This is a genomic window from Streptomyces sp. AM25 (assembly GCF_058146165.1).
The window spans coordinates 196,711-223,282 of the sequence record NZ_JBKIWN010000007.1 but is presented as its reverse complement, the minus strand read 5'-3'; the positions used below and the strand labels follow the sequence as shown (position 1 = coordinate 223,282).

At 67.0% G+C, this 26,572-nt stretch carries 43 protein-coding genes; 14 read left to right on the top strand and 29 right to left on the bottom strand.

Annotated features, from left to right (window positions below; all coding sequences use genetic code 11):
• Position 1: 1 nt before the first annotated feature.
• From ACLHRZ_RS11530 to ACLHRZ_RS11475, 12 genes are all read left to right on the top strand, one after another.
• Positions 2 to 202, top strand: a complete 201-nt coding sequence (locus ACLHRZ_RS11530) for a hypothetical protein (protein ID WP_490418246.1) — start codon at positions 2 to 4, stop codon at positions 200 to 202.
• A gap of 114 nt (positions 203 to 316) precedes the next feature.
• Complete coding sequence (locus ACLHRZ_RS11525) at positions 317 to 688, top strand: hypothetical protein (protein WP_490418245.1); 372 nt, start codon at positions 317 to 319, stop codon at positions 686 to 688.
• A complete protein-coding gene (locus tag ACLHRZ_RS11520) occupies positions 685 to 831 on the top strand; it encodes a hypothetical protein (RefSeq protein WP_490418244.1) in 147 nt (48 codons plus the stop codon). The genes ACLHRZ_RS11525 and ACLHRZ_RS11520 overlap by 4 nt, the downstream gene beginning before the upstream one ends.
• Before the next feature lie 61 nt (positions 832 to 892).
• A complete protein-coding gene (locus ACLHRZ_RS11515; protein ID WP_490418243.1) occupies positions 893 to 1,090 on the top strand; it encodes a hypothetical protein in 198 nt (65 codons plus the stop codon).
• 263 nt (positions 1,091 to 1,353) lie between these two features.
• On the top strand, positions 1,354 to 2,001 hold the full coding sequence (locus ACLHRZ_RS11510; protein WP_490418242.1) for a hypothetical protein: 648 nt from the start codon (positions 1,354 to 1,356) through the stop codon (positions 1,999 to 2,001).
• Positions 2,002 to 2,022: 21 nt separating this feature from the next.
• A complete protein-coding gene (locus ACLHRZ_RS11505) occupies positions 2,023 to 2,205 on the top strand; it encodes a hypothetical protein (RefSeq protein ID WP_490418241.1) in 183 nt (60 codons plus the stop codon).
• Between the two features lie 106 nt (positions 2,206 to 2,311).
• A complete protein-coding gene (locus ACLHRZ_RS11500) occupies positions 2,312 to 2,926 on the top strand; it encodes a DUF6197 family protein (protein WP_490418240.1) in 615 nt (204 codons plus the stop codon).
• 12 nt (positions 2,927 to 2,938) lie between these two features.
• Entirely contained in the window at positions 2,939 to 3,325 is a 387-nt protein-coding gene (locus tag ACLHRZ_RS11495; RefSeq protein WP_490418239.1) for a hypothetical protein, read from the top strand.
• Positions 3,326 to 3,351: 26 nt separating this feature from the next.
• Entirely contained in the window at positions 3,352 to 3,678 is a 327-nt protein-coding gene (locus ACLHRZ_RS11490; protein ID WP_490418238.1) for a hypothetical protein, read from the top strand.
• Between the two features lie 114 nt (positions 3,679 to 3,792).
• Positions 3,793 to 5,385: a hypothetical protein gene (locus ACLHRZ_RS11485; protein WP_490418237.1), complete on the top strand. Its 1,593-nt coding sequence runs from the start codon at positions 3,793 to 3,795 to the stop codon at positions 5,383 to 5,385.
• A 54-nt stretch (positions 5,386 to 5,439) separates the two neighbouring features.
• Positions 5,440 to 7,494 carry a hypothetical protein gene (locus tag ACLHRZ_RS11480; RefSeq protein WP_490418236.1) on the top strand — a complete coding sequence of 685 codons (2,055 nt, stop codon included), beginning with the start codon at positions 5,440 to 5,442 and terminating at the stop codon, positions 7,492 to 7,494.
• Positions 7,495 to 7,631: 137 nt separating this feature from the next.
• Positions 7,632 to 8,378, top strand: a complete 747-nt coding sequence (locus tag ACLHRZ_RS11475) for a hypothetical protein (RefSeq protein ID WP_490418235.1) — start codon at positions 7,632 to 7,634, stop codon at positions 8,376 to 8,378.
• Positions 8,379 to 9,040: 662 nt separating this feature from the next.
• Here ACLHRZ_RS11475 and ACLHRZ_RS11470 read toward each other — a convergent pair.
• From ACLHRZ_RS11470 to ACLHRZ_RS11450, 5 genes are all read right to left on the bottom strand, one after another.
• Entirely contained in the window at positions 9,041 to 9,715 is a 675-nt protein-coding gene (locus ACLHRZ_RS11470; RefSeq protein ID WP_490418234.1) for a hypothetical protein, read from the bottom strand.
• 301 nt (positions 9,716 to 10,016) lie between these two features.
• Positions 10,017 to 10,406 (bottom strand): SCO4402 family protein, encoded by a 390-nt coding sequence (locus ACLHRZ_RS11465; protein ID WP_490418233.1) that lies wholly within the window; start codon positions 10,404 to 10,406, stop codon positions 10,017 to 10,019.
• Complete coding sequence (locus ACLHRZ_RS11460; RefSeq protein WP_490418232.1) at positions 10,403 to 12,013, bottom strand: pre-toxin TG domain-containing protein; 1,611 nt, start codon at positions 12,011 to 12,013, stop codon at positions 10,403 to 10,405. The genes ACLHRZ_RS11465 and ACLHRZ_RS11460 overlap by 4 nt, the downstream gene beginning before the upstream one ends.
• Positions 12,014 to 12,408: 395 nt before the next feature.
• Complete coding sequence (locus tag ACLHRZ_RS11455) at positions 12,409 to 12,657, bottom strand: hypothetical protein (protein WP_490418231.1); 249 nt, start codon at positions 12,655 to 12,657, stop codon at positions 12,409 to 12,411.
• A gap of 86 nt (positions 12,658 to 12,743) precedes the next feature.
• Positions 12,744 to 12,938 carry a hypothetical protein gene (locus ACLHRZ_RS11450; protein WP_490418230.1) on the bottom strand — a complete coding sequence of 65 codons (195 nt, stop codon included), beginning with the start codon at positions 12,936 to 12,938 and terminating at the stop codon, positions 12,744 to 12,746.
• Between the two features lie 365 nt (positions 12,939 to 13,303).
• Between ACLHRZ_RS11450 and ACLHRZ_RS11445 the strand changes: the two genes are divergently transcribed.
• Complete coding sequence (locus tag ACLHRZ_RS11445) at positions 13,304 to 14,227, top strand: HNH endonuclease (RefSeq protein WP_490418229.1); 924 nt, start codon at positions 13,304 to 13,306, stop codon at positions 14,225 to 14,227.
• Positions 14,228 to 14,347: 120 nt separating this feature from the next.
• Here ACLHRZ_RS11445 and ACLHRZ_RS11440 read toward each other — a convergent pair whose 3' ends face one another.
• The 11 genes from ACLHRZ_RS11440 to ACLHRZ_RS11390 form a co-directional block, all read right to left on the bottom strand.
• Positions 14,348 to 14,800, bottom strand: a complete 453-nt coding sequence (locus ACLHRZ_RS11440; RefSeq protein WP_490418228.1) for a DUF3307 domain-containing protein — start codon at positions 14,798 to 14,800, stop codon at positions 14,348 to 14,350.
• A gap of 81 nt (positions 14,801 to 14,881) precedes the next feature.
• Positions 14,882 to 15,364: a hypothetical protein gene (locus ACLHRZ_RS11435; protein ID WP_490418227.1), complete on the bottom strand. Its 483-nt coding sequence runs from the start codon at positions 15,362 to 15,364 to the stop codon at positions 14,882 to 14,884.
• A 512-nt stretch (positions 15,365 to 15,876) separates the two neighbouring features.
• Positions 15,877 to 16,233, bottom strand: coding sequence for a hypothetical protein (locus tag ACLHRZ_RS11430; RefSeq protein ID WP_490418226.1), 357 nt, complete (start codon positions 16,231 to 16,233; stop codon positions 15,877 to 15,879).
• Complete coding sequence (locus ACLHRZ_RS11425) at positions 16,230 to 16,442, bottom strand: hypothetical protein (protein ID WP_490418225.1); 213 nt, start codon at positions 16,440 to 16,442, stop codon at positions 16,230 to 16,232. The genes ACLHRZ_RS11430 and ACLHRZ_RS11425 overlap by 4 nt, the downstream gene beginning before the upstream one ends.
• Positions 16,443 to 16,492: 50 nt before the next feature.
• On the bottom strand, positions 16,493 to 16,771 hold the full coding sequence (locus tag ACLHRZ_RS11420) for a hypothetical protein (protein ID WP_490418224.1): 279 nt from the start codon (positions 16,769 to 16,771) through the stop codon (positions 16,493 to 16,495).
• A gap of 303 nt (positions 16,772 to 17,074) precedes the next feature.
• Positions 17,075 to 17,299 (bottom strand): hypothetical protein, encoded by a 225-nt coding sequence (locus ACLHRZ_RS11415; RefSeq protein WP_490418223.1) that lies wholly within the window; start codon positions 17,297 to 17,299, stop codon positions 17,075 to 17,077.
• A 143-nt stretch (positions 17,300 to 17,442) separates the two neighbouring features.
• Positions 17,443 to 17,796, bottom strand: a complete 354-nt coding sequence (locus ACLHRZ_RS11410; protein ID WP_490418222.1) for a hypothetical protein — start codon at positions 17,794 to 17,796, stop codon at positions 17,443 to 17,445.
• Positions 17,797 to 17,902: 106 nt separating this feature from the next.
• A complete protein-coding gene (locus tag ACLHRZ_RS11405) occupies positions 17,903 to 18,136 on the bottom strand; it encodes a hypothetical protein (RefSeq protein WP_490418221.1) in 234 nt (77 codons plus the stop codon).
• 27 nt (positions 18,137 to 18,163) lie between these two features.
• Positions 18,164 to 18,382 carry a hypothetical protein gene (locus ACLHRZ_RS11400; protein ID WP_490418220.1) on the bottom strand — a complete coding sequence of 73 codons (219 nt, stop codon included), beginning with the start codon at positions 18,380 to 18,382 and terminating at the stop codon, positions 18,164 to 18,166.
• A gap of 62 nt (positions 18,383 to 18,444) precedes the next feature.
• Entirely contained in the window at positions 18,445 to 18,831 is a 387-nt protein-coding gene (locus ACLHRZ_RS11395) for a hypothetical protein (protein ID WP_490418219.1), read from the bottom strand.
• Between the two features lies 1 nt (position 18,832).
• On the bottom strand, positions 18,833 to 19,219 hold the full coding sequence (locus ACLHRZ_RS11390; protein ID WP_490418218.1) for a hypothetical protein: 387 nt from the start codon (positions 19,217 to 19,219) through the stop codon (positions 18,833 to 18,835).
• A 419-nt stretch (positions 19,220 to 19,638) separates the two neighbouring features.
• Here ACLHRZ_RS11390 and ACLHRZ_RS11385 point away from each other — a divergent pair, with 419 nt between their 5' ends.
• The gene (locus ACLHRZ_RS11385) at positions 19,639 to 19,902 is read left to right on the top strand and encodes a hypothetical protein (protein ID WP_490418217.1); all 264 of its coding nucleotides are present in this window, start codon (positions 19,639 to 19,641) and stop codon (positions 19,900 to 19,902) included.
• Between the two features lie 285 nt (positions 19,903 to 20,187).
• Here ACLHRZ_RS11385 and ACLHRZ_RS11380 read toward each other — a convergent pair whose 3' ends face one another.
• The 13 genes from ACLHRZ_RS11380 to ACLHRZ_RS11320 form a co-directional block, all read right to left on the bottom strand.
• Complete coding sequence (locus ACLHRZ_RS11380) at positions 20,188 to 20,511, bottom strand: hypothetical protein (protein WP_490418216.1); 324 nt, start codon at positions 20,509 to 20,511, stop codon at positions 20,188 to 20,190.
• A gap of 161 nt (positions 20,512 to 20,672) precedes the next feature.
• Positions 20,673 to 21,041 (bottom strand): hypothetical protein, encoded by a 369-nt coding sequence (locus tag ACLHRZ_RS11375; RefSeq protein ID WP_490418215.1) that lies wholly within the window; start codon positions 21,039 to 21,041, stop codon positions 20,673 to 20,675.
• Entirely contained in the window at positions 21,038 to 21,325 is a 288-nt protein-coding gene (locus ACLHRZ_RS11370) for a hypothetical protein (protein WP_490418214.1), read from the bottom strand. Before ACLHRZ_RS11370 ends, ACLHRZ_RS11375 begins: the two co-directional genes overlap by 4 nt.
• 50 nt (positions 21,326 to 21,375) lie before the next feature.
• A complete protein-coding gene (locus tag ACLHRZ_RS11365; protein WP_490418213.1) occupies positions 21,376 to 21,702 on the bottom strand; it encodes an FDXHR family putative zinc-binding protein in 327 nt (108 codons plus the stop codon).
• Positions 21,699 to 22,163 (bottom strand): hypothetical protein, encoded by a 465-nt coding sequence (locus ACLHRZ_RS11360; protein WP_490418212.1) that lies wholly within the window; start codon positions 22,161 to 22,163, stop codon positions 21,699 to 21,701. The genes ACLHRZ_RS11365 and ACLHRZ_RS11360 overlap by 4 nt, the downstream gene beginning before the upstream one ends.
• Entirely contained in the window at positions 22,160 to 22,294 is a 135-nt protein-coding gene (locus tag ACLHRZ_RS11355; protein WP_490418211.1) for a hypothetical protein, read from the bottom strand. Before ACLHRZ_RS11355 ends, ACLHRZ_RS11360 begins: the two co-directional genes overlap by 4 nt.
• Positions 22,291 to 22,548 (bottom strand): LuxR C-terminal-related transcriptional regulator, encoded by a 258-nt coding sequence (locus tag ACLHRZ_RS11350; RefSeq protein WP_490418210.1) that lies wholly within the window; start codon positions 22,546 to 22,548, stop codon positions 22,291 to 22,293. Before ACLHRZ_RS11350 ends, ACLHRZ_RS11355 begins: the two co-directional genes overlap by 4 nt.
• On the bottom strand, positions 22,545 to 23,561 hold the full coding sequence (locus ACLHRZ_RS11345; RefSeq protein WP_490418209.1) for a DUF5131 family protein: 1,017 nt from the start codon (positions 23,559 to 23,561) through the stop codon (positions 22,545 to 22,547). The genes ACLHRZ_RS11350 and ACLHRZ_RS11345 overlap by 4 nt, the downstream gene beginning before the upstream one ends.
• Positions 23,558 to 23,770 (bottom strand): DUF6011 domain-containing protein, encoded by a 213-nt coding sequence (locus tag ACLHRZ_RS11340; RefSeq protein WP_490418208.1) that lies wholly within the window; start codon positions 23,768 to 23,770, stop codon positions 23,558 to 23,560. Before ACLHRZ_RS11340 ends, ACLHRZ_RS11345 begins: the two co-directional genes overlap by 4 nt.
• A complete protein-coding gene (locus tag ACLHRZ_RS11335) occupies positions 23,770 to 24,150 on the bottom strand; it encodes a DUF4326 domain-containing protein (protein ID WP_490418207.1) in 381 nt (126 codons plus the stop codon). Before ACLHRZ_RS11335 ends, ACLHRZ_RS11340 begins: the two co-directional genes overlap by 1 nt.
• A gap of 226 nt (positions 24,151 to 24,376) precedes the next feature.
• The gene (locus ACLHRZ_RS11330; protein ID WP_490418206.1) at positions 24,377 to 24,664 is read right to left on the bottom strand and encodes a zinc finger domain-containing protein; all 288 of its coding nucleotides are present in this window, start codon (positions 24,662 to 24,664) and stop codon (positions 24,377 to 24,379) included.
• 20 nt (positions 24,665 to 24,684) lie between these two features.
• Positions 24,685 to 25,440 (bottom strand): zinc finger domain-containing protein, encoded by a 756-nt coding sequence (locus ACLHRZ_RS11325; RefSeq protein WP_490418205.1) that lies wholly within the window; start codon positions 25,438 to 25,440, stop codon positions 24,685 to 24,687.
• The gene (locus ACLHRZ_RS11320; protein ID WP_490418204.1) at positions 25,437 to 26,537 is read right to left on the bottom strand and encodes a hypothetical protein; all 1,101 of its coding nucleotides are present in this window, start codon (positions 26,535 to 26,537) and stop codon (positions 25,437 to 25,439) included. The genes ACLHRZ_RS11325 and ACLHRZ_RS11320 overlap by 4 nt, the downstream gene beginning before the upstream one ends.
• Between the last annotated feature and the right edge of the window lie 35 nt (positions 26,538 to 26,572).

Genomic DNA, 26,572 nt, shown 5'->3' with positions numbered 1-26,572 from the left:
CATGGACTTTCGTAAGGGTGACCGGGTGGAGGTTGTCGACGGTGGCGTCGACAACCCGGGTACTGCGGGGAAGCGGGGTGTCGTTTTCTATGACGCTGAGCACGCTGGCGGCCGGTTTGCCGTGAAGGGTATTGATGGCCGGCTGGTCGAGTTGGTGAAGGGGTACCGAACTTACGCCGCGTGGCAGCTGCGGCGTATCTGATCGGTTGTCCGATCCGCCCGGCGTTGTGCGGGCGGTGAGGAGAGCGGATCAGTCGCTCGCTGAAATTCCCTGTCCTTTCTTTCCATGGCACAGCTATGCCTGAAGGAGCTCGCCGTGTCTCTGCTCGCTCTTTTCCGCCGTCACCCCAAGGAGGAAAACGTGTCCGAAACAACCACTACCGTCAACGCCGAACAGCCCTCGACCCCCAACAACGTCTTGATGCGGTTCCTGACGCAGGGCGGCGCGACGGTCGAGCTACATCGTGCCCGGTTCATGACCCGGTTCGACTACCGGGGGGCTCCTTATGGGGCTGAGCAGCCGTATGAGGTCGATGGCTTCAAGTGGCGTTGCGCTGGCTGTGGTGCCTGCGGGCGTGAATACGACGGTTACCACGATGAGGGATTTCGTGATCTGAGCGATGCCCGTGGGGACGCCAATGCCCATGCCGGGAAGTGTCGTTCCATGCCACGGCCTGATGGTCCGTGATCGCCATGGTCTTCTTCGCGATCGGCGCGATGGTGCTGCTGGTGATTGTCCTGCCGCTGGCGACCGTGCTGGCGCTATGGGCACCGGTCCCGCGTGATAGCGCAACGTCTGAATCAACTCGAAACGAATTCAAGGGTTCGTAGTCGCCACTCGCCGTCGGCGAGCGGCGCCCACGGCCAACGCCACCCCAAAGGAGACGCAATCATGGGCTTCCTCAGCCGAAAGACCGCCAAGGCCATCGACAAGACCGCCCGCAGCCTCCCGGACAACCGCTTTGGTGACGCCGTGAGGAACGGTGTGCTGGCTCCCGTCCGGGGCCTCTGCGATGAGGACTGCACGTGCGGCGAGCCTGACTGCCCCGCCCGTTCCGCCGAGCCTTCCGACAAGTGGCGCTACACCTGATGAGTTCCGGCGACCTGTCCAAAGAGAAGGGGAGTGCAATGGCTTTCGGAAAGCTAATCACCGACGCGAGGATCGTGTCGACCACCACCAACGGTGCTGGTGCAGACGTGAACGTGGTGGAGAAGCCTGGGGGAAATCTTTCCTGGGAGTGCACCGGGTGCCGCCAGCGGGGGCACACAGGTGGCCCCTTCCCGCACCTGGCCTACCCAGACGCGCAGGCGCACGCCGACTCCTGCCGCTTCAAGTTGGCTGGGTGACCCGCCGTGGACATCGTGGTGGAGCCGTCGGGCCTTGCCCCGCTCGGCCTGGTGCGTGAGGTCCGCCGCATGGTGGGACCGGCAGTCTCCGCCGTCGAGGGGCATTTCGGGGTTCCGATGCCGCCGGTGACGGTCGTGGTGGCTGGCCGCACTGGTTTGGCGACGTGGTCACTGCTGGCTGCCGGCTGGCGGCGGGGAAGCGTGAAGGCCCGGGTTGGCTATTGGTGGTCGAGTTTCGCGGAGGTCGGGACGGCCGACGGAATTACGGCCGTGACGCGTACTGACTGCGTGCTCGTTGGTCTGAACTGGCGGGCGCTCAAGGGCCTTTCGCTCGATCTCGTCTTTTCGGCGTTGGTGCATGAGCTGGTGCATGCGATGCAGGCGGATCGCCCGGGGCGTCGGGAGGAACGCCGGTCGCTGGTGGACTGCGAGCTGGGCCTGGTGAACCACCCGATGGGCCAGGTGCTGGCGCTGTCCGCGATCGATTCCCTTGACGAGGGCGAGGCGTATGCCGTCCAGCACGCCCTGTGCCCGGGATCCGACCGAGTCGATGAGCACCAGGCCGGTCCTTTCGATATCGCTGCGGTGTCCCAGCAGTTGGAGGACTCGGTAAACGCCTGGACTGCCGCGGCCCTTTCGTACCAGACGGTGTGACTCACGACGGAGGCGAGTGCAGTGGAGCACGAGATCGCGAGCAAGGTTCTCCGGACGAAGCGCGGCAGCGAGGTCTATGTGGCCCGGGATTTATCGGGTCAGCTGTTCCGCTACTGCTCCGGCTGCAAGAAGTACGAGTTCAGGCTCGGCATGGCGCCGGCCTTGGCGGCGGCCGTGGAACACGCGAAGTCCTGCCGCAAGTAGTGAGTCGGGGCGCCCCCTACGCCTGGCAGCAGCCGGGGCGCCCCTCCACCCAGCCCACACCAGCAATGCAGGAGACCCGACAAGCAGTGCAGGAGGTAGCAGCATCATGCCCGAAGTGAGCGTGGCCGACACCGGCTTGGAGTCCGTGGACGCGGGCCGGCTGGTCGCCGAGATTGAGAAGTACCTGGCGGCCCAGCCGCGGCCGACGGCGCACCCACTCGTCAGCAAGCCGACCGCCGAGCTCGTCGCCGAGGCCCTCGCCGGCCCCGACCGGCCCGCGCCGGTGGCTCCGGTCGAGGACGCGCCGGGGCTGGCGTCGCCGCCCGCGGTGCTGCGGTTCCTGCCCGACTGGGCCCTGCCCGCCCTCCGCCACTCGCACGGGGCCGGGCGCGTGGTGCCGGTGGCTGAGCTCCTGGAGCTGGCCGCCCTGGTCATCGAACGGTTCGGCTGGGCGCGGGGACGGGCGCGGACCCTCGGCGGTCGGCGGTGCATCGGCGGGGCGTTGGAGGCGCTGTACCAGCTCGGCTACGGCACCGAGGCGACCGTGCGGGCGGCGGGGGAGCAGCTGCAGCAGGTGCTGACCAGCCGGGGACTGTCGATGCCGTTCTGGCGCTGGAACGACATGCCGGACCGCACTGCCGGCGAGGTGCTGTACCTGCTCCGCCAGGCCGCCACTGCCGCCCGTAGCGCGGCGATCCCTGACATCCGCACCACCTACTGAAGGAGATCCGCGATGGGACTGCTCAACATGATCGAAGGCGCTATCTGCGACGCCCGCATCAGCGCCGAGGCCCGCAAGTTCGCCGCCCAGGTCCGGGTCGGGGATGTCTGGTACTCGATCGAGGAGTACCAGCAGCCCTGGGGTAATGCCAAGCGCCTGAAGGAGCACCACTTCACCAAGGTCGACAAGCTGATCACTGGTCAGCCGATGTGCGGGCATCGCACGGCCGCTGCGGTGTGGCTCGCGCACGGGCCGCTGTACCTGCACCGTCCGGCGGGCTACCAGACCGACGACGAGTACTCGAAGTCGGGCTCCTGGAAGGTCGAGGGCCTGGCGGAGGAGGCGGCGAACCAGTCCGGTTGGGGAGCGCGGAAGCGCGCCAAGGCCGGCGTTCGCTGAACGGCTGATGGGGGTGGGAGGTCGCTGTGCACGCCTATCTGATCACCGCGAAGCCGACTCGGTGGCAGCTGTTCGGGCGCGCGGTTCGCGTGGGCGTAGCGCGCCTCCTCCTCGCGATCTTGCTGATCACTTTGGGGAGTGTGACGCTGCTGCTGCGCATTCACCGGGTGATAGCCAATCTGCTGGCAACTTTCGCTGCCCGTACTGAGCTTGAGGTTTCGCTGCGGACCGGCCTGCCGCCCCTCGGGGCGGTGGCCGGTGCCCGTATAGCTGCCGCGTTCGCGGAGGAATTCCGTACCGCCTGGACGATGCCGACCGAAGATTCGAACCGTTCTGAGAGGACTGACACGTGAGCACTACTGCGCATATAGGTTCCATATCCGCTTCCTTACGGCTGATCAACACAGATCAGTTCCACCGCGACACCTGACCAGATTTTCCTGAACAGCCTTGAAAGGAGACCCCCGATGAGTGATGGATTCCGGACATGGGAAGAGCGTGATGCCGCTGCCCAACTGACACGAGCGCAGGCAGGGAAAACCAAGGCCGAGGCCGAGATTGCCGGTCACGAGGCGGAGAGCAGTAAGGCGCAGGCTGCAACGGCCAAGCTGGCCGAGCAAGTCAAGCAGGCCGGCTATCAGCGCAAGCTGGACGGCATTCGGCGGGAAGCCAAAGACGACAAGGAGCAGATCGAGCGCGAGAAGCGCGAGGCCCGTGCCGATGACGGCGTCGGGTTCAAGCGCGTCGCCACCGTCGCGGTGGCCCTCGGGCTGGCGGCTGCGCTGCCTGCTCAGATCGGCTACTTCCTGGGTCTGCACAAGGCGGGGGGGCCGGCGTCGGGCCTGGCGTGGCCGATGCTGCCGGTCCCGTTCTTTCTGGAGCTGCTGGCCTGGGTCGGGGTGCTGGGGACGAAGTGGGCGCACCGTAAGGGGCTGCCTCGGGGGCCGTTCTGGGCGCTGACGGGAACCCTGGCTTCGTTCGCCGGGTACGTCAACGCCACCCATGGGACATTGCAGTTCGGCCTGATCGCGGGCTTGAGTCTGGCTGCCACGTCGATCCTCGGCCCGGCGGTCTGGGAGGTGCGCCAGTACCTGGAGACGCAGGCCGCCATTGACCCTCGCGATCGCACGCAGCGGGCGCAGGATGCCGAGAGGGAGCGTCAGGAGAAGGAGTCTCAGGAGGCCGTCCGGCGGCAGGAGACCGAGCAGGACGAGCAGCGCAAGCAGTTCTTCCCGATGCGTTGGGAGTATTTCGAGCGCCTGATGGCTGAGGCGGCTCCCGGCACGTTGGATCGTGACCGGGCGTGGCTCGAGGCGGGTTGGGCGGTGAGCCAGGCCGAGGAGTGGAAGCGCTACCGGCAGCTGCTGGCGGCCGACCCGGAGTCGGGCCGGTCGCGGGATGAGGTGTGGGCGGCGGCGTGGTACAGCGTGCACCGTCTTCCGCTCGGTACGACCGCGGCGACGCTGGCGGTCGAGGTGGCCTCGGACAAGATCGTCGAGGAGGTTCTGGCGGAGGCCGGGCGGACTCCCGAACGTGCGGCTGTTGACCTGCTGCTCGCGGATCTGTTCCCGGCCGGCAGTGAGGGCGGCGAGAACGGCGGTCTCTCGGGAGGCGTGTCCGACCGTGCCCCGAAGGGCGGTCCTTCCGGCGGGGGCAACGTGCAGTTGGAGCTGGCGCCCGGAAGCGCACGGGACCAGGCGCCGGCGAGCGGCCCTGTACGTGACGAAAACGCAGCCCATCTATCTCGTCAGGAAAAGCGTGAGAACGCCCGGGAGAAGGCCGCCCAGACCCCTTCCGGGGGTGCTCGCAAGGACGGGGCAGAGGGTGCACGTAACCGTCCTCCCGCGGACAGTGCGACCCGGCGCCGGTGGGCCGGTTCGCGGCCCGCATCCAACGGCCGCACACGACGCGCGCCCCTCAGCGACAGCGAACTCGACGAGCAAGTACGTGCACTGAACCCGGAACAGCCCACCCTCTCTGCTCGCTTCGTCGCGCAGCACATCGGATGCGACCAGGCCCGCGCCAAGGCCGCACTGCAACGCACCAACCGGCTCGCCTGACACCCTCCCGACGGCCCCGCCCCGGAAACCGCACACCCCGCCCAGGAGCACGCCATGACCATCGCCGAGCAGCCACCACTGAGCCTGAACAAGACCCCGCAGGCAGAACTCACCGATACCGATGACGACATCGCGCCGGGCACGATCGAGGTCATTGCGGACCGCACGCCAGCCGTGTCGGCGGCGGGCAGCGCGGCGATGGTCGTCGCCTCGGTCACGGGCCGGATGATGGGCGGGACCGCCCGCGGCGCCTGGACGTGGCTGCGCTGGCTCGGACACGGAACACGATCGGCCAGCGTCCTCGGCTACCGGTACGTGCGCGCCCACGATCACCAGGAAGCCCTCGGCGGCATCAGCTCCGGCAGCGACTGGAACCGGGTGATCGAGACCCAGCACAACCGGTGGAGGTTCCTCGGCTGGGCCGGAGTCGGGGCTGTCGCCTCCGACGGGATCACGTCGATGACGCTGAACCTGCCGTGGATGTTCGTTCCCGGCGTCGAGTGCGTGGCCGCTGCCACCGTGCTGAGCCTGTACGGCCGTTACCGGCTCAAGCATCAAGTCCCGGTCGGCCAGCTGCTGGCCGCCGAGCACACGGCCGAGGACGACCCGGACGAGCCGTTCCCGCTCACTGCCTGTACAAGGCCCGACGAGGCGGCCGAGTGCCTCTCACGTGCCCTGTACGCGGAGTCGATCAGCACGTCCAGCCTGCAGTTCCGCACACGCTACGACTGGGGCTGGGAGTTCGACGTCACCCTCAAGGGATCGAAGCCGGGCAAGGTCACCGCGGCCCTGGACGACCTCGAGACCCACATGCACATGCCCGACGGCGGGTTCATGACCGAGACCGACACCCAGAACAAGGCGCACCTGGTCGTCAGGCTCCGCCTGGGCGACCCGTTCGCCGGCATGGCCAAGCCCGCGATCCACGCACCCAACAGCCTGAGCGTTACGGATGCGCACAACCTCGGCCGCTGCATGGACGGCTCGGACTTCAGCCTGGTCCTGGAAGGCAACCGCATCCTGGTCATCGGTGTGTCCGGTGCGGCGAAGTCGACCGGAGCGCTACGGGATCTGGCCGAGCTGGTCACGGCATGCGATGACGCCATCGCCCTCGACCTGGACCCGGTCAAGGACGGCCTGCGCGAGTTCGAGGGCGTCATGGCCGTGCCCCCGATCCGCGGTAGCCAGGAGTGCGAGGAGTGGCTCGGCTACCTGGTCCGCATGTGCGAGGCACGGAATGCCGTCCGCAACCGGCTCAAGATGGGCGACACCTGGGTGGCTTCCCGCGAACACCCGGCAATCTTCCCGTTCGTCGATGAGTTCATCTACCTCTCCCCGAAGGCGAAGGAGCTGTTCATCAAGCTTGTACGACTGGGAAAGCAGTCCGGCGTCTACCCGACCGCTGCCGGACAGGACTCCACGAGCGACAGCCTCGGCGACGCCATCGCCGACTCCTTCACCCTCAAAATCATGCTCGCCTCGCGGAAAGACGACGTGCCGATCGTCTTCGGCGGCGGAGCCATCGCCAAGGGCTTCCTGCCGCACCGGCTCCAGCCCGCCCAGAACAAGACCATCAAGAACGACGCCGGCCGCTGCTACATCCAGGGCCCCGGCTTCACCCGGCCGCTGCTGTACGCGTGGAACGAGTTCTCCCGGGACGATATCGAGCGGGCGGTCAAAGAGAGGGCGACTGCGGGCCGTCCGTGGTTCGACCACGACACGCTCACCGAGGCCGGCCTGCTCGACCTCACCAGCAAGTACGGGCCCGCCGGCCAGCTCACGGTAGCCGACCGGCTGACGGGCATCGGCAACCCGGACGCCGTACTCGTGGCCGCCCTGCTGCGGATCTTTGACGCGAAGGGCCGCGAGTTCCTCCCCACCAGCGAGGTACTCCTGCCCACCCTCGAAGCCGCGGGGGTTACCGGGATGGACGCCACCACGCTGAGCAAGAAGCTCCGAGCGCACGCACCCGGCGTGACGGCAGACCGCACCGACTGCCCGGAAGGCAAGCACCTGCGGGGATGGCGCCGGGAGGCCGTGGAGCGGGCGGCGGCGGGGTTGTTGGACCCGGCGAAGACCCGGCAGAACCCCGGCGGGCAGACGGCGTAGACCCGGCAGGCACTCGGCACAGCGGCGGCGTATCAGTGCTGGTCGCCGGGTGTCTGCCGGGTGGTTGCCGGGGTTGCGCCGGGCACCCGCCGCCCTATTGATCCATATATGCCCGTTCCCGTGAGAGGTCATCGATCATGCCCGCGAAGAAGACCGCCACCGCCCGCAAACGACCCGCGAGCAAGACCATCACGCCCCGCGCCCGAGCCGGCCCCCGCCCACAACACCACAGCCTCAGCGAACGCGCCGCCCGCTGGCTCGGCCGCACCGTTGCCCACCACGCTGCCCGGCGCCGGACCGCCATCCGCTCCCGCAAAGACGCGGCCATTCTCCGGGCCACCCACCAGGGCTGCGCCACCTGCGGCGGCAACGGCCAGATCTTCACCAAGAAGAAAGACGGCACCTTCAGCGGATCAAACCCCTGCCCGGCCAAACCCGCCACCACCAAGGTGTCGAAATGGCAAGCCCACAAGGCCGCCCGGTTCGGGCCCGACAAGCACTCCGGACTCATCGGCTGGCGCTGTCCGTGCGGAAAACGCGAGAAACCCCACTACCGCGACGCAAAAACCGCTACACGGGCCTTGCGTGCCCATGAGCAGAAGGCCCACGGAGGATCCAGCGTCGGAGGAGCCTGGTACGCGCAGATCTCCGCCCCCAAATCCGTTACAGCGAAGGGACATCAGGTGTCAAAGATTGTGACGAACAGCGGCATGACCGATGAGCAGTGGATCAAGCAGAACGGCCGCATGCATCCCGACCAGGCCCGCGCCAAGGGCCTGTGCTGGCAGTGCTCAGGAAAGGGCACCCTGTACTCCGCATTCGGCGGGCAGCAGCTCGCTACTGTCTGCCCGGAGTGCACCGGGACCGGCAAGGCGAAGCCGTAAGAATCTCAGACAGGAGGAAAGCTGTGGGTTACGCATTCTATGAGATCTACCGTGCTGGTAAGAAGATCCCAGCAGGTTATGGAGTAACCGCTGTCTGCGAGGAACCGGGATGCCGGAAACGGATCGACCGTGGCCTCTCGTATCTGTGCGGTGAGGTGCCCGGTGGCGACGGGCACGGTTGCGGCGGCTACTTCTGCGGCGATCACCTGTACACGGCGTCGGAAGGCCGTAGCGGCAGCCGGTGTGCACGTTGCTGCAAGGTCGACAACTCGTGAGCGTGGCGGGGTGGATGGCCTCGACCAGCGACGGCTGATGTCGCTGCCTCCTCGCTGCTTCCGAAATGGGAAACAGGAAACTTGCGCAAGCTCGTTGCGTGAAGCTCGCACCACTTGAAAAATTCAAGTCAGGTCAACTGACGGAGGGAAGGCATCATGGCTCGCAGGACCAACAACGCAGACGACCTCCCACACGACAAAGAGACGTGGGAACGCCGCATATCGCACCGCCGTGAAGTTCTGGAAGAAGCCCGAAAAAGCGGAGACAAGAAATACGCGCAGCTCGCGGAAGAGCGACTGAACCGTGCCCTGGACGGGTACAGCCGCGACTGCCGATAGCGGCATCGTCATGAGTGGAGTCCCCGGAGGCATCTCCGAGGGCTCCGCTCAGTTGATGCCCAGCTTGGCCAGTGCGGTGGTCCAGTCGGTGGCGATGTCCTTCTGAGCGTCGGCGAGTTGGGCCTTGCCGGAGCAGACGGCGGTGTGGAGCTTCGACTCCACCGCGTCTTTGGGGTTGTTCGGGCCGGCGCCGGGCTTGTGGCCGGGGGAGGGCGGTTCGACCCACAGGTTACGCGGATCGTTGGGGTCGCCACCGAGCTCGAGACTGACGAGGTGGTCGTACTCCGCATCGTGCAGACTGTCCTGGTAGCCGTAGGACTTGGCGTTCGCGGCCTTCTCCGGCCCCGTGATGGACGCCGGCGGTCGGATTCCCTTCGTGTAGCCAGACGGTCGGCAGATCGTGGCCTGCAGGGTCGATTGCTTCACGTCCGGATTGAGGGCCCCCGGCGTGCACTTCGGGTCGGGCAGCGGCTGCTTATCCGCGGTGTATCGGTAGTGGCACGAGCCGGCTGCCGGCTGGGCCTGGACGCTGTACTTCTTCTGCGGACCGGGACCGGCCGGGATGGCGCCGACTGAGCCCCTGGCGTCAGGCTGTGCTTGCAGCACCCTTGCCGATGCGGTGGCCTGGCCCTTGGCATCCGTTGATGACGAGCCGGAGCAGCCGGCCAGGGCCGCCGTCAGGAGCGCGGCGGCGACAACGAGTCGGGTATGGCGGACGATCACGTATAGCCCCCGTGGTGGTGTGATTCTGGCGTGCGAAGCTACCTCGGGGGACGGACACAGATTGCTGTGGCCCGCGTGTTCTACCCGGACTTGAATGACCCTTGGTACTGGCTTGGGAATGTGCAGGCAGCGGGAGGTGTCCCTCCACGCTGTCGTGCTGCCGTCGATCGCTGCTCTGATCGGCCTCGCGTCCATGCTGATCACGCTGTACGAGGTCTTCACCCGCTGATCTCCCATGGATCGCCGATGTCCCCGCCGTCTGCCGTGTGCAGACGACGGGGACATTTTTTGTCGGGGTCTCTCAGCGAGATTCGTCGGTGAGCGCGGTCAGCGCCTCCTGGGCAGCGGCCACTACCTTCTCCCAGAGGGGGGACCTCAAGGTCTCATCGTCAGGCGCCTGCTTGCCCACGGCGGCGATAACCTCGGTGATGCACCCGGAGAGGTGCTCCATGGCGCTTGCCTCAACGGCGGATGCCAATGTGTAACCGACAGTCTCGTGGGGCCTGTCGAGGACTGCCGCGTCATCGAGGATGTTCACGGTGAGGGTGAAGTCGTCGAAGTATCCCGGGGTCGGATACTGTCGCTGAATCCAGATGCGTTGCTGGTACTCCGGGTCTGAGAGCGCTTCGAGTGCAGAGATTACCTCTGCCCTTGTTTCCGGAAGTTGGACCTGCTTCGCGTCAGGGTTCACGGCTGGTTCCATTCTTTCCACTTGACCCACTCGTCGAGCGGGATGTGTGCTTCCCTCGGGTCGTCCTTGATTGAGCCGTTGATAGGCTGCCCGTTCCGACCGATGATTTTGCCGCCCGAGTTGATGACGACGTGGTCGACCTGCTGGTACGGCTGTGGGTTGCTCGCCTCGCCCTTATCGATGCGGATGCCGTTGCCCTTACCGTCGTTCCAACGGTATCCGATGCCCTTGCGGTTGAACGACTCGTATTCTTTCAGGGAATCCGGAACCTTGCGGTAGGCCTCACGACTCATCCAGCCATCGATCTTGCCGGTTGCCTTCTCGGCCTTCATGGCCTCGGTGAGCTCCTCGGCCTTAATGACCTCCTTGCCAGCCTTCATCCACCGCAGCAGGACGACCGAGCCAACGAGCCGCTCAGCAGGCGAAAGCTTATCGCCTGTCGAAGAGTCCTTCCCGGTGAGGGCTTCCAGAATCCCCTTAGCGTCTCCGATGACCGGGCTGAGGTCGAGCAGGGCGCCCATCTTGAGCTGGGTCGCCTTGTCTTCGAGGATGGACTGACGACTGCCGAACAGGTCACCGAGGTTAGAAAAATCGAAGGCGGTAGGCACGTTCGGTTTATTGAAAGCATCGAGCGCCTTGCCGAGCTCGCGCACCGAGTCGTTGATCTTCTTCACGGCGCCGTTGGACTTGTCGATTCCGGCATTCATGTCGGCCAGCGCTTTATTGGCGGCGTTGATGCCTTCGTTCGTCATGGCCAGACCGCTATTGAGGTCGGCCGTCCCCTCGTTCATAGTGCCCAGGGCGCCGTTAATACTGTCGACCCCCTTGCTCATAGCGTCCAGGGCGCCGCCTACGCCATTGAGCGCGTCGGTCATTTGATGCTGCCCGGCGATGATCTCCTCCATCGAGGAATTCATACCCTTGAGCGCATTGTCGACGCGACCGATGTCGACGTTCTCCGAGAAATCCGCCAGATGGTCGGTTGTCCTCTCCAGAGAGTCCCAGAACTCACGACTCTCCGCCTTCATGTCCTCCATTTCCTGCCAAGACTTCGGGTTTTTGACGCGGAAGATCGCATTAAATTCATTGTCGCGAATCTCGGAAAACCTATGCAGCTTTGCCTGGGCGTCTGCCAGAACGACCTTGTCTGCTGCGATCTGAGCGGGGGTCTTTGACTGATAGAATTTCAAGTCGGCTTCAAGCGCCTTGACTGCATCTGCCTGTCCGGCAGCCGCTTGAACGTAGCCTCGTGCAATATCGACAGTCAGCAAGAACTCGGCAGCCTTGCTGGCTCCGGAGCGAATCACCCCTCTATAGCAGTCGAGGCGCCCTAGGAGAAGCGGCTTTTCGTGGCATGCCTGTGCCGTATTTCCCGCGATTCCCATCGCAGTGTTCTTGACGCAGTCGATGAACTCTGGTCTCAGGAGATCCTTCAGTGGGAAGTCACGCAACTGGCTGAGATCGTTTGCTTTTAGAGCCTCATAGATTCGCGCGGCAGCGGTATCGGTAATCGCACCACGGTTGTCATAGTCACACGCCCCTAGCCCCTTGGCGAATTCATCGCTTGGGGTTTCGGCTGCGGCTGCCGGTGCGGCCGTGGCACCCACGAAGGCGATAGACCATGCCAATAGAACTGCTGTTAAGCGGGCAGTACAGCGTCGTTTCATCGAATCCGTTCCATAAGTGAGTGCGCCCCTTTCCCTCAGTCCAGGCGTGAATCCAGTGCCAGTTGAGTAGCCAGAGAGTAGCCGAGCACATGATTATCCTGGTCATGACACTACCAGGATGATCATGGAGCTGATCAACGTGATTGCACTCACCGTGTAAGCAGGGCTTGGAAGTTGCCCTCACCGATCAATTCAAGCCGCCCTGACTTTATCGGTGCAGTTGATCCCACCTGGCTCCAGCTCTTCCTGGCCCCACTCATGGGCCCGGATCCGGCTTCCGCCAGCCCCACTTGCTCGTCTTGATGCTGGTGCGGCTGATACCGACTTGCGGGGCATCAGGGTGTCGATTCCGGGGTGCCGGGGGGCGCCTTCCCCGCGAGGTACCGCGGGACGATGGGATCCTGGCCGTGGACGTCGAGTTCCGCCAGCGGGTCGACCACGGAGCGGATGGTCGCGTGGAGGGAGCGCACGGCGGCGGCGAGGCCAGTCGTGGTGACGGTATGCCCACGGTAGGAGATGGTCACCTGGTCGTCTGCGACCCCGAAGCCGAACCCGCCTTCGTCTCGTATGACGACCTCGTCCAAGTGCTCCAGCTTGTTGCGGATGAGTCTTACGTGGGCGGTGGCCTGGTCGAAGTCGTGGAATGCCTCGCGCAGCCGGTGGGCTCCGGTCAGGCAGCTGTCGTCAGCGAGTTGACGCGCGCGTGTGAATCGCGGGCGCAGTAGGCGAGCACCCTCTCGTGCTGCTGCTCGACGGCGAGGAACTGTTCGTCGGCCCTGTTGCGCACGGCCAGTGCGCGAGCCGGCTCGGGGATGACAAGCCACCGCTGCTGCTGGACGGCCCGGTCCGGGCGCCTGTGTTGCATCCGCTCAGTATGGCCCCGGGATCGCCCCCAGGAAGGCCATGGCCGTTTCCGCCGACATCAGTGACGTGCCGAACGAGGCTGAAGAACCACCAAAGTTGTTCAGGCGAGTTCCGGATGACCAACGACACTTCCCATGTCCAGTGACGCTGGCGTTCTCGCCTCCGGCGGCAGTGGCCAGCGGGGATGCAGTAGCGGCCGGTCTGACGATATGGTGCGGCCTGCTGCGAGACGCGTGCTCCCACGCCGCGCAAGGCGGCACGACTCGGTCAAGGTCGCCCGGGGCCCGCGAAGTTGGACTTCCCGTTCGGCAGGCATGGCCGTTTCAGCGGCGGGACGCATGGGGTCGTACCAGGTCTGGGAGTAGCGTGCGGAAGAATCAGCCCGCGGCGGGCGAGAAGTACACCACCGCACTGCGCCACAGTGATGCGGTGTTCCGGCCAGACCACTGCGCGGCCTGCGACCAGCGACTCGACCCGGGCGACCGCAGCTTGTTCTGTTCCGACGGATGCAAGGATGGCGCGAAGGCGGTCCGGTGGGTCAGGCGCCATCTCACCGGCGGGAAGTTCATCCCCGCGCAGGTGCGCTACGGGATCCTCCGTGACGAGGACTACGCCGAAGCCTTGTACACCAAGCTCCGGTCTGCCGTGTCAGGAGGCTACGGACGCCGCGTGTCTGTTGTGCAGCGCGAGACTGTGTGGGCACGTGATGACGGACGGTGTGTGCGGTGCGGCGCGCCGGGTGAAGAAGTCGATCACATCCGGGGAGACAGTGCCGACCCGTCCAACCTGCAGCTCCTGTGCCGCACCTGCCACGACAGCAAGACACGGAGCCAGTCCCGTGAAGGGAAGCGGCTGGCTGTCCAGGGCCAGCCGACGCGGTCCTGGAGCCTGCTGCTCCGTGAGCTGGTCAGGGCCTCCGGACCGGTCCGTGATCTGATCAGCCAGCGCATCCTGGTGCCGCAGCCCCTCCGTCTCTGCGACGACAGTCAGTGGCAGGATGTCGAGTCCAGGCTGAGGTCCGAGCGTTCCGCGCGCCTCCGAGAACTGCTGGAAGTCCTCTTTGGCGGCGAAGTGCCAGGTTTCGCGTCTCACACACCGTGGAGGGAAAAGATGGACGCAGCGCGCGACTACCACGCCGGCATGTGGGACGAGGGCCCCTGCGAGAACCCCGACTGCTCGGAGTGCAGTAGAAGGAATTTCAGCGGCAGTTGGATCGACGACGATCCCGACGTGCACGCCGGGTATGGGCCCGGCTCGTACTTCGCGCATGCCATGGACAGGGACGACTGACACCCCGAGTGCCGGAGCCAAAGGCAAGGCTGTGAACCCCGGTACGGAGGAACTGTTTTGGGTACCTTGCCGAAAGAGCGTGATCCTCGTGAGACTTCACGCTCCAGGGGCCCGGGCAGATCAGTGAAGCTTGGCCAGAAGCAGTGCGGCCGGGAACAGCCCGAGCAGGATATGGGCGGCTTGGTCAACGTGCGCGGCCCCGCCACGGGTCTCGAATTCAACCTGGCCGGTGTGCTGCATCCACCAACTCACGGGCCAGCGCCGGTCAATCAGGGCGTGGGAAACGTGGATCCATGCCAAGGCTGCGGTGAGGCCGGCGGCCGATAGCGGCAGGTCGAGGGCCCAGCCGGGGATCAGGAGCAGCAGGGCCAGGGCGATGATGGTGTGGGTAGCTGCGTGGAGTTGGTTGGCGCCCCATCCGTGGTGGTGGCGGCCGGGATGCGGGTCCCTGTCCCCCTCGGTCCATCCTGCTTTGCGCGAGGCCTGTTTGTCGGTCTGGCCAGGGTAGTCGGCTGTCCAGTGCCCTATGAATAAGACGATGAAGGTGACAGCGAATACGACTGCTGAGATCATTGGGAATCTCCTGGTCTCATTGCGGGTCGGGATCCCCGGGACGGCGGTCTGCTTGCCGGCGATGCGGCCGTCCCGGGGTGCTCAGTCCCAGGTGAGGGATTTCAGGTCGAGGTTGAGGGCGCGAGTCTCCTCCGGGTAGGTCCACGGAGGTTGGAGACCGAGCGCCCACCGGGTGGTCTCGTACTCGAAGTGCTGCCGCTCACTGTGGTAGCTGGTGCCGGCCATCGTCAGGAAGCGCCGCACGGCGAGACTGTACGGGCCGCTGCCGGGATCCATGCCCACGGGGAGGACGGTGTCCGCGGTTGCCTTGCGCTCCAGTCGGGGATCGGTCAGCAGTCGGCACAGTGCGTCGTGCCAATTGGCCAGGCGTTCAGCGTGCTCGCGGAGTGCGCCAGCTACGTCGTCCGCGGTCAGCAGGTCGTCCAGCGGGGTGTGGGTCAGGCAGTTCGGGACGTCTCGGTGGTACTCCCGGATGGCCTCCAGTTCGGTCTCGGTGAACCATGGGGCGTTGTATTGGCACAGGTCGATGGCTCGGTTCAGGCCTCGGGGAATGCGTGTCGTCACGGTGTCTCCGTAGCCTTTTTGTAGCTGCGCTGGTCGATGGGGTTGGGCCGGTTGCGGCATGCGCTGCAATACGGGAGGTTTGCTCCGTCGCCGACGGGGACTCCGCGTTTGCGGCAGAGGGTGGCTACGGCTGGCCCGTTGCCGATGAAGAGAGCGGCGTGCTGGACGCGTCCGCCCTGGAGCGCGACAGTCAGCGGGTACTTGGGGCCCATTGGCCATCTCCGAAGATTGCGTTCTTTCGCTGCTGGTCAGGCGCTCAAGAAGCCTGCTGGTCGATGCGTCGGCCGACGCGGCGTGCGTGGTCGTCGAGGGTGGCGGGCGGGAATGCGCGGAGGCTGTCCCGGGTGGTCATCACTTCTTCTCCACTACGGCCGGCATCTGGCCAGCACCCTTACAGCGCTGGCCACGCTGAGGGTCGACGATGCTCGTGCGTCCGTTCTTGTGCGGGCATACCTTGCCTGTCTTGGTCAGAGTCAGCTTCCGGTGGCAGACAGGGCAGGTACCGGTGGTCTTCATGCTGCGTCCTTCCTGATGCGTGCGGTGCAGGTGCCGGCGATGGCGTTGTCGAGCTGGTTCCGGAGTTCGACGGCCTCGTCGTGGGTGATGTCGGTTTCAGCGGGCCCGAGTTCGGTGAGGGCAGTGAGCGCGTCGCGGGCTTCGCGGATGGCCGCGGGGTGGGCGCCGGTGGGGTCGTCGGGGTGGGTGGTGTGCGGGAGTGCGGCGGCGAGTTCGTCGAGTGCATCGGTGACGGCGACGGGGTCGTCGCGCCATGCCCGGGCCAGGGCTTCGAGGGTGTCGGTGCGGATGGCGTCGATGCGGATGATGACGGTGAGGCCCATGGGGTCGAGACGGGCGGTGGCTGGGGTCATGCTGGCCTCTTGATGGGGCGCTTTATTTGTGTTTTGCGGTCTTCGCCGGGCTTGTGGTCGAGTGCGATGTCGAGCTTGGTGTGGAGGTGGTCGCCGGCGACGCTGATGCGGCTGGCGAGGATGTCGCCGAGGTCATCGCGGACAGCGCGGGCCTCGTCGCGGGTGAGCGTGATCGTGACGGTCTTGGCGGTGACGCCGGTTATGCGCATGCGTTTAACTCCCTGGCAGCCGCCTGCATCGAGCGGACGGCCGCATCGCGTCAGGCCTCGACGTCGACCTCGTCGTCGTGGGCGGGCGGCAGGGTCTTCGTCGAACCGTCGTTGAGGGTGACGGTGACGGGGCAGCGGCAGGAGCCGACGCAGGATGCGCCGCAGGCGCGGCAGCACTGGCAGTACGGGGAGCCGCCGCAGGCGCAGCAGTGCTCGAGGATGTACTCGCCCGTGCCGTTGCAGGTCCAGCACTGCTCGGGGTCGTCGCATTCGCAGGTGCCGGGCTCCGCGCAGGTGTCGCAGTAGTCCTCAGTGTCGATGACGCTCATGGGCATTCCTCCTGGGCAGGGATGTAACAGAGACACACACCTCGGCAGTGATCACACATCTTGATCGCATGGTGATCACGCGCGTCACACGGTTCGCCGCAGGGGTTGCCGCTGGTGCGCTCGCGTGCGAGGGCGACCATCTTCGGGCTGTAGAGGCCAGCGCCGTCGACGAGGTAGTAGCCGCTGTCCGTGGCGAACATTCGGACGGACCGGATCGGCAGGACACGACCCTTGTAAGGTCCCTCCAGCACTGTGACGAAGTCTCCTGCTTTATGCATGGTGTTCTCCTGGGTGGCGAGTTGATCAAGCGTTGGCCGCTGCGTGGTCGTCGGCGATCTGCTGGAGCTGCGCGACCGTTCGGCCCGTCGGATACCCGAGGCTGACGGGGGTGCTGGCGTGCCAGGCTCGGAGGCACCACGAGGTACCGTCGTGATCGATCGTGTAGGTGTAGGCGCCAGCGCGGGCGTGGTACGTCTTGTCGGGCCAGCGGGCCTTGTGCCAGGTCAGGTTGGGCCAGTTCATGCGCATGGAGCCGGGTTCCTATTCGCTGAGGTCGTCGGTGTTGCGGCACGTCCAAGAGCAGTGAGCGGACGGGGCGTTGGGTGGTATCGGCCGACCGCAGCACGGAGCGGCACAGATGCGGGGCGCAGGGAGCGCCGACGTTGAGGTCGTCACAGGTCCCACCAGCTATCGATGGCGGCCGGCATGTCGTAGGGCGGGTTCGGCGGCTCTCCTGAATCCGCGGTGTCGCACGTGCAGTCTGGCGAGTTCGGGAACCGACACGGCCGCACATGGGGCTTCATGACCTCCTCGATCGCGATCTGCGCGTTCAATTCGTCGTCGGTCAGCCCCTTGGCGAGGCGGTAGCCCTCGCGCCAGTAGTCAGCGCGCATGTACCAGTAGTTGCTGTCAGCGAGGAGCTGGCCGGCAATCTCGCGCAACTCCGCGGCTCCGACATCCAGAGCGGCGAGGCGTCCCCGGATTTCAGCGAGACGCTCGTGGGCGATCGGGGGCTGGCTGGTCACGGTGACTCCTTCAGCTGGGGTCGGGTGGTCCGGCGGTGCGGAAGCGAGTCGGTGCACCCTGGGTGCGGTCGCGTATCCACACCGCCGGACCCGTCGTGGTGGGCCGTTACGTTGAGGTAGGGAAGGGTTCGATCGTCTGGTGGACCCCGATGGCGGCCAACTGCTCATTACTGCCGAGGTAGACGTGCTTACCGCTGTCGTCCAGGAAGTCGAGGATGCCTTCGATGCCGTCGATGGTGAGGACCTCCCGGACGGTGCCGGCGATGACACCGGTACGGCCATGGTTGCCGGGGGTACGTCGGACGATGACGCGGTCGCCGGGGGCGGGCTGGTAACTCATGCGACTTGCCCTCTCGGGTGGGTGCCGTCAGACGGCGGTGCAGCGGTCTGAGTCGTCGTCGCCCTGCTTGGCGTTCTCTTCACGCAGGAGCCTGATCATCTCCAGCTCCGTCGAGGCGTCCAGGTCGAAGAGCCATGTGTTGCGCCACGCGTTGTACTTCCCGTTGACCAGGGCCTCGCGAGCGATGTCGGTGATGTCGAGCCCGAGGAGTGTGGTGCGGGCCGCATCGGTGAACGTGGTCGCCATGTCCGCTTCTCCTTGATTTCATTGGCATGGACGGTGCGCTGCGGGTCGGCGATGTCTCGCCATCAGGCAGCAAGCTGGAAGTCCAGGGGGAGGCCGCAGGTGGCCGTGTAGCTGTGGAGCGCGACGACCAGGGCGGGGTCGGTGGGGGCGTAGACGTGGACGTGGTTCCACTTTCCGGTGGTGCGGTGGCGCGCCCAGACCTTGAGGGCGTTGGCGCCAAGGTGAGCGGCACGGTAGGCCTTGGCGACATGGCGGCCGTACCAAGAGCGCTTTCCGTCGGGCAGGTCTCCGGCGCCGAGCCGGTCGAGGAGGTCGCCGGTGCGGATGAGCACGCCGGCGTCGACGTCGGCGGCGATCTGGCCGGACAGGGTGCGGTAGCGGAGCGCCGTCCCGGTGCCGAGTGCGGCGCGGATACTGCGGCGGACGAGACTGCGGAGCGAGGCGAGCATTTCAAGTCCCCCAGGTGGTCCAGTTGATGTGCGAGTTGCGGTAGGCGACGAGGGCGTCGATGACGTCGTCGATGCGACCGGCGTCGAGCGAGCCGAAGAGGGCGTCGAGGCGGTTGGGTTCGTTCTGCTCCAGGAGCCCGTAGCCCTGGTGAGCGTTGAAGTCGAGGTCACCACAGCGGCTTCCGTCGCGCTCGGCGGCCCGGTCGTACATGGCCTTGAGAAGTCGAGAACGGCGGGCGCTCTCCGCGTCGAGGCGGCGCTGGTCGCGGGCGGACGGGATCTTGCCGGTTCCGCTGCAGGGGGAGCAGGAGACAGGGCCGTTAAGGGTCTGAAAGATGCCGGTGCCCTTGCATCGGCGGTGTGTCCTCATCGGGTCGAGCGGTTCCATCGTGGTCACCCCCCGTCGGCTGGTGGCCCCACAGAGAACGATCGGCAACTTGGTCGTGCTGGGGACGGTTATCGGCTGCCGGCTCGCGAAGTCCGGGTTCTTTCACCCCACGGTCCGCTCACCTGAAGGTGGCCGTCTGCCGCTTGTTGTAGCCAGGGGATCGCTGGCGGGGATCGCTTTCCTACTGCGCACGCTTCCCGGACTTCGCCATCCCTGGATCACGATTCGTTCCGTGTCCGCCCGGGTCTGCTGATCGCTCTCTGTGGAGTTGTTCCGCTCGGTCTCCCTTGCGGTAACTCCACCATAGAGGCCAACAGTTGGCCTCGCAATAGGCCAACGCGTTTGCCTCCATGATTCTTTGCACCCTCCCACCTGCGTGGCCTTCCAGGTGGCCAACACGTTGTGCGAACATGAAGGGCATGACCAGCGCATTCACACCCGAAGACGACGCCCTCCGGCTCTACAGCCAGCACAAGCGGCACCACGACGCCGCAGCCAAACTCAAAGACCCGGTCCGCGAACAAGCAGCACGCGACCTGCGGGCGGGGGCAACCCCCGGACAGCTCGCCAAGCTCACCGGACTCTCCGACGAGTACTTCCGGCGCATCGCTCGCGCCGTCGGAGCCGAACGCAAGCGGGCCCCCACCGTCGGACGCGAGGCACAGAAGGACTCCAACGCCTGACCCGGCCACCTCGGGCGGAGCGGTGGATGGGTTGGCTGCGCCCCTGAGGCCGTTGGACGGGTTGCCCCGGTTCGCGCCGCGGTGTGGCTGGTCAATGGCAGTGGCAGATGCAAGGTCGTTTGCAGAACTTGCAAACGGCCGGGGTTTTCTGGCCGCAGAGTCCGGTGTGGTGTTGGCAGTAGTCGTGGTTGCCGTGGAGGCAGCTGGTGGACAGGTAGATGTGGTGGCCGGCTGTCCGGTTGGCGGCGCGGAGCAGTGTCGCGGCGAGGGTTTCGCGGAGTCGGTTCACGGCTGCTCCGGTGGGTTGAGTGCGGCGATGATGCGGTCGGCGAGTTGGGTGGCGCCGCATTGCCAGAGGCATCCGTTGCTGGTCTCGGCGAGTTCGGCGGCCAGGTTGCGGATGTGTTCGAGGGTTTCGGTGGCGGCGCAGTGGGCGTAGCAGCCGGAGCCGGCTGCGACCGGGGTGGTGTCGGGGGCGTAGAGGTGGCGCCATCTGCCGTTCTCGTCGACGGGGCAGGAGCGGCATTGCGCACCGCCAAGGGCCGTGGCCGAGTTGTGCTTGTCCCGTCCGTGTCCGCACAGGCACAGCGGCGCGTCGTCGCCGCTCATTGGTGCGGCTGCCGGCGATCCGGTGACAGGTCCGTGTAGCCGTGGCTGCCGGTGAAGAAGTTCCTCGGGGGTGTAGTCATGTGCTTGCCTCGCGTGGGTGTGCTGCTGTGATGGGTGCTGGTGTGCCCGGGGGCGTGCAGTGCCCCCGGGCACACCGTGTGTCAGGCCAGGGGGCCGGCTGACGGCGTCGCGGCCCGGTGTTCGAGGGTGCCGCCGCTGGCTGTCCTGCCGATGGCTTTCGCGATGAGCTGAGCGCGTTCGGCGGGAGTGTCGGGCAGGTGGTTGAGGACGTATTCGGCTGCCGTCTGGTCGTCGTCGGTGACGCGGTGGGCGCTGTGCCACTGGAGGTTGCCGGTGGCGAGGAGATCGGCTGTGTACATCGCGGCATGGTGGAAACCGGCAGCGAATCCGTCGTGGACGAGTGCGGCCTCCTCGCGCTTGGAGACTCCGGCGCAGCGAGCGTGGTGGGCGCCGTCGGTGATCAGCCGGGCCAGCAGAGCGCGGAGTTGCTGGTCGGTGTGGTCGGTCATGGCTGGGGCTCCTCGAGGGTGTAGGTGGTGGTGCGGCGGATGAGCCGGTGCTCGTCGTCGGGGAAGCGCTGTTGCCGTTGATGGAGGCGGGCGATGGCGGCGGGGCGGTCGGCTTCGCAGAAGGGGGCCGCAACGGCGCACCAGGCGTCGGCCTCCCAGACCTGGACGAGCCAGTCGGTACGGGGGTCGCGGACCTGGACGGGCGCGAGCGCAGGGCCGGGCTCTGTGCCGGTGTCGCCGGGCTCGGGTGAGGTGTCGGGCGTGGGGGGTGTCGGTTCGCTCACGGTGTTCCTCGGTCGGGCCCGGCCGGGACGCCAGCCGGGCTGATGGGTGGTCAGGCGGCTATCTGAGGGGCGGAGTGTGACCACGGGGTAGTCGCGCCGACGGTGTCCGGGCCGGGGTTCTGCCACATCTGGCCCCACGGCTTGGGGACTGCGACGAGGCCGACGATCGCCGGGTCGACACAGTGGCGGCTGGCGCCGAAGGGGCCTTTGCGGTGCCTGTCTGCAGCCGAGTCACAGCTAAAAGTCCGACAACACGATGCGCAGTGTGATCGTCCGGTACCGGTCCACCAGCGTCCGCACTTGGGGTGCTTGATCGCATTGGCCGGGAGCGCAGCCGGAGTGCCGTTGGCGACGCCGACGGGTTCGGTGTGGGTCATAGGTGCCTCGATTCACTGGTCGGGTTTTCGGTGGACGGACGAACAGGGGCGGGGTGGCCCGATGTTCGCGGGCGGTCGCGAACGGCCCTGGAATCACGGACCCGCCGGGGCAGCTCCTCCGTGTCGAGTCCGGCGGCTTCGGCGGTGGGGCAGGGCCAGGGGGTGAGGGTTCCGCGGCAGCGGGCGCCGTCCCAGCCGGAGCACTCGGCGCAGACGGTGGCGCCACCACGGGCAACGGGTCGGTGGAGCCGGCCGACGGCCCGCTGCAGGCGCCGCAGTTCACCGAGGGCCTGCCGCAGGGCCTTCGAGGCCACCGGGCGCCGTTCTGCCGGTGGTTGAGCCAAACTCTGGAGTCCGGAGCGCAGACGGGCAGCCTCGGCTGCCGTGAGGCCGTGTGGGGCCTCGGCGCGGTCGGCAAGGTTCAGCAGCTCCTCCAGCGTGGCCTCTTGACGGGACTTCACAGCCACTCCCCCACCGGCACGTCCTCGACGGCACGCGCCGGCACAGGTTCGGGGCACGGAACGTCGAAGCACGGGCAGTCGTCGGCGTCGTCGCCCCACAGGCAGGGCTCGGTCCAGGACCAGCCGGTCACGCCGGCCTCCGCTCGTGCTGCGGGAGGGCCACGGCGTCGGGGCTGATGAGGCCGAGCCGCAGGGCCAGGGCGACGGCATGCGCGCGGTCTCGGGCGCCGAGAACCCTGCGGATGCGCTTGAGGCGGCTGCGTACCGTGGTCTCGCCGCGGAACATGGCCCGGGCGAGTTCCCGGTCGGAGGCTCCGTTGGCGAGGAGGCGTAGCAGCATCAGGTCCTCGGTGCCGAGAGGGCGACGTACCTGCCGGGGCGTCACGCGATGCTCCTGGCGGTTGCATGGCTCGGGATGCTTCGCCCTGAGTTCGGAGCCGGGTATTCGCGGACGCGGAGTTCAGCAGGCCAACTGTCCGGTTCGCCGCCCTTGCCCAAGTAGCCGTTCGCGCGGGCCCACACGGTGCCGAGCTGCTTCACGAACGGGGCAGCGCCGGCCAGACGAGCATCCTCGATGAGGTCTGCCGCCCACTGCGGATCGAAGGGCCGGGCGCCGGGGCCGCTCTCCCCACCGACAATCAACCACGAGATCGACGCTCGCCGCGGGCTACCTTCGCCCGGTACGCCTCGTCCTCGCGATTGAGAGGTGCAACCACAGGTGTTCTCCTCCGAAAGCAAGTTGCTGAGATCAACGGGTCCGAGCAGCGGCTCCATGGACAGGAAGCGGACGGCGGCCGGGGTGTTCAGCAGCGCCGGAATACGGATGTCCGCCCATTTCTGGTTCTCGACACTCACGCCGAGATGCGCGTTCGGCAGGGGCCAGGGCGAGTCCCAGACGCGTTGTTCGGCGTCGTCCGACGCTCCGGCGATCCGGTTGGGGTTGGCGTTGGAGACTGCCCAGGCCATGGCGGAGCGGAAGTGGACGCCGGGCAGGTGCCCGTTGCCGCAGGTACAACGGTCGTTGAGGACGGACCGCATGCGGGCGTGCCGCTTGGTGAGTACCTGGTAGGTGTGCTGCGGGGTGAGCGCCATGACGGCGAAGACCTTGGCGATGAACTCGTCCGGCACCGCGGCGTGGAACAGGTCGCTCATGCTGTTCACGAAGACGCGGCGCGGCTTTCGCCAGCCGAACGGCTCTCGCAGGGCGTCGGGGTGGGTGGCCACGCCGAAGCCGGGTCCGCTGGTGCGGGGGTCGCCGTCGGTCTGGTACTTGGCCTGCCCCATGCCCTTGAGCCGGCGGGCCATGGTCATGGCGTAGCAGTTGTCGCATCCAGGGCTGATCCGGTCGCAGCCTGTCGTGGGGTTCCAGGTCTGTTCGGTCCACTCGATGCTGGTCACAGCGGGCTCCAGAGGGTGAGTTGAGTGGCGTGCAGGGGGAGTTCGGCTTGCCCTGGCATTCCCGTGGCGGACGCAGGAGCGGGGCGGGACCGTGAGGTGCGAGGCCCTGAGTGGCCGCCTGAGCGCCGAAAACATGCGGGACCCAACCGGCGGGCCCGGGAGGCCGGATCATGCAGCAGACGCCCGCACAGGGCGCATCGCGGGGCCATCAGGACTCCTGGGAGGCGGGCCCGTTGGCGAGAGCAAGCAGTACCGCGGCGTGGCAGTGGTCCGGCTCACCGGGTTCCGGCAGCGGGCACGTGCAGGCGAGGTCCTTGCCTCGCAGCAGATACAGGTCGGCGAGGACGCGGCGTCGGTCGAACACCTGGCGCCCGATGCGGTAGGTCTCTTCGTACCAGCCGCCCTGGGTGCCGACGCGCAGCCACTCGCGGTAGTACGCGGCGACAGCGCTGCGGGGGTCTTCCACCTCGGCCTCGACGGCGTGCTTGATCAAGAATGGGTTACCGAAGCGGCTGGGCCGGCTGACGATCACGCAGTTGTCGGGCTTGCGCCAGCCCTTCGTTCGGCGGCGCTGGATTCGGGTGGGCATCAGGCGGCGCTCCTTCGGGTCGGGGTGTCGGGTACGGGGTGGAGGTGACGGCGGGACTTGCGGTAGTCCCAGCCGTGGAGGGCGGCTTCGAGTTCGGCTCGGTGCTCAGCTGCGCGCGGGTCGGGGCCGGTTGGCTGCAGGCGGGCCCGAGAAGGCCTCCGGAGGGCCCGTGAGGCGCCGAACGTGCCGTCAGGGACCTCCTCGGCCAGGAGGCGTTCCAGCGGGCTCACAGCGGCGTCTCGCGGGCGAGGGCGGTGCGCTGCGGGTGGACCTGGCCGTCGTGCAGCGGCCACCCACCCGTGTGGCAGGGCACGTTGAGTGCGACCTGACACTCCGGGCACACGGCCACTGAGCGCACCCACTCCGAAATCCGCTGAGGATGGGGCTCGGTGAGGATCCGGCGCTTCGACGGCGTCGTGCACGGCCGGTGCTCATGGGCATGGCAGTGCGGGCAGGCAACAGCGCGGGCCGGATGCTGCCGGGCACGCAACGCGTGGCGGATCGAGTCAGGCATCGGGGCGTTCCAGCCGGCGGTCACGACGCGGCCTCCTCGTCGACGATCTCCGCGTCCGGGATCTCCTCGTCCAGGCGGGCGAGGTGCCGGGCGGACATCTCACGGACCCGCTGCTCCTGCGCGGCTCGCTCCTGCGCCGGCTGCTCCGCCCGGCCGCTGGCCGCCCGCAGGCGGGCGCTGTGCGGCTTCAGGCGCGGCTTGCCCAGCGGCTGATTTCCCGTACCGCCCGGCGTCTTGCACGGCCTGCCTATCGCCGCACGGCAGGTGTCGACGGGGCATTCGACACCGAGCGGGCCCGGCCGGCGAACGCCGTCGACGAGCCCGGCTTCGGCGTCCTCGTCGTCGACGGTGCGGTTGCCCTGCCAGCCGCGGGCCTCGAGCTCGGCCACGAACTCTTTCGACGGGCCGCCCTCGAGGGCCAGCGGGCCGGTGGGCGGGGTAACGAGGCCGGAGGCGATCGTCTGCGTCTGGCCTCGCAGCCGGGCCAGGTACTCCGGCACCGTCTCGTCGGGCAGCGGCTCGTACTGGAAGCTCTCCAGCCGCTTGCTGCGGATCTTCGTGCGCAGGGTGCGGATGTGATGCGGCAAGATCCACAACTTGGCGTCCGGATCCTTCGGCGGGGTCGTGTAGTAGATCGCGACGGCATCCCTGGCGTCCTGGTCGAAGGGCACGTCGTGGAGGGCGGACGCCCAGGCGACAGCAGCAGCCTGGGACGGCTTGCGGTTGTCGAAAGCGGCACAGTGACCGAGTAACTGGGCGGATTCACGCGGATTCATGCGGTGTCCTCAGTGTCGAAGGAGGCGGCCACGGCGCCCCAGCCGGCGACGGTCGCATCGGTACCGGCGAGGGGCTGGCCGGAGGGCAGAGCGATGACGTTGCTGGCGTTCCGGGGGCGGTTGGCGCGCTCACTGGCGTACTTCGCGGAGCGGCGGATCCACTTCTGCCACTCGGCCGGCCAGTTGGAGCGCCGGACGGCTTGGGCGCGGAAGTGATCGACGAACTGGTGGGTCTCGTAGTCGAGGTCGAGGTTCGGGCCGAAGGTGCGGAGAGCCCAGGCCCGCATGGCGTCGTTGAGTTCGAAGCCGTCGATGTCGATGGGGGCGTCGCCGTCAGGCGGCGTGAGGCTCAGCTCGCTATTACCTGAGGTCTTTTCACCCACCTCAACCACAAGGGGGTTAGGGGCAGGGGCAGGGGCAGGGGCAGGGGCAGGGGCAGGGGAATGCGCGCGTGATGCGCCCGCGCGGCCGCGCGTAGAGCCTTTCGGACCCCCTTCGGCAGCCCCCTCGCTATCCCCTTCGGAAAGGGCATCGGAGGGGGTTGCCGAAGGGGTTGTGGAGGGGGTCCGTGAACACCCTCCGGAAGGAGTTGGGTCGGACCCACGGAAGGCCCTGCGGAGGGTCTCAATGTGGGCGGCGATCTGCTTCCGGATCGAGGGGCCCACTTGCCCCTTCAACTTGGTCGGCTCATCGCTGAGTTCGCCGAGGGGGATGCGGTCCATCTCGGCCAGCAGCGCAGCCTGAAGCCTGTGCGAGGAGATCTCCAGTGCGCCGGAGACCATGGCACCCATCACCTTCGGCATCCGCCATACACCGTCGTTACGGACAAAGGAACGGATCAGAAGTTCCTCGGTGTCCTCGTCCAGGACGATGAACCGAGCGGCCTCCAGAGCCTGGAGCCTCTTCTCCAGCTCGGCCGACGTCAGTCCGTGCGCCTTGCGGGCCCACCGCCGGAGCGTGAGCGGCAGCAGGCCGGCATGGTTCAGGTTCGGCTGCGAGATCAGGAACAGGTAGAGGCGCTGTTCCTTCTCGTCAAGCACAAGGAAGTCGGAGTCCTCCCAGATGCTGGTGAGGATCCTGCCGTGGCCACGCGCCATGGGTGATCTTCTTTCGGGCGGGGTGCGGATGGTTC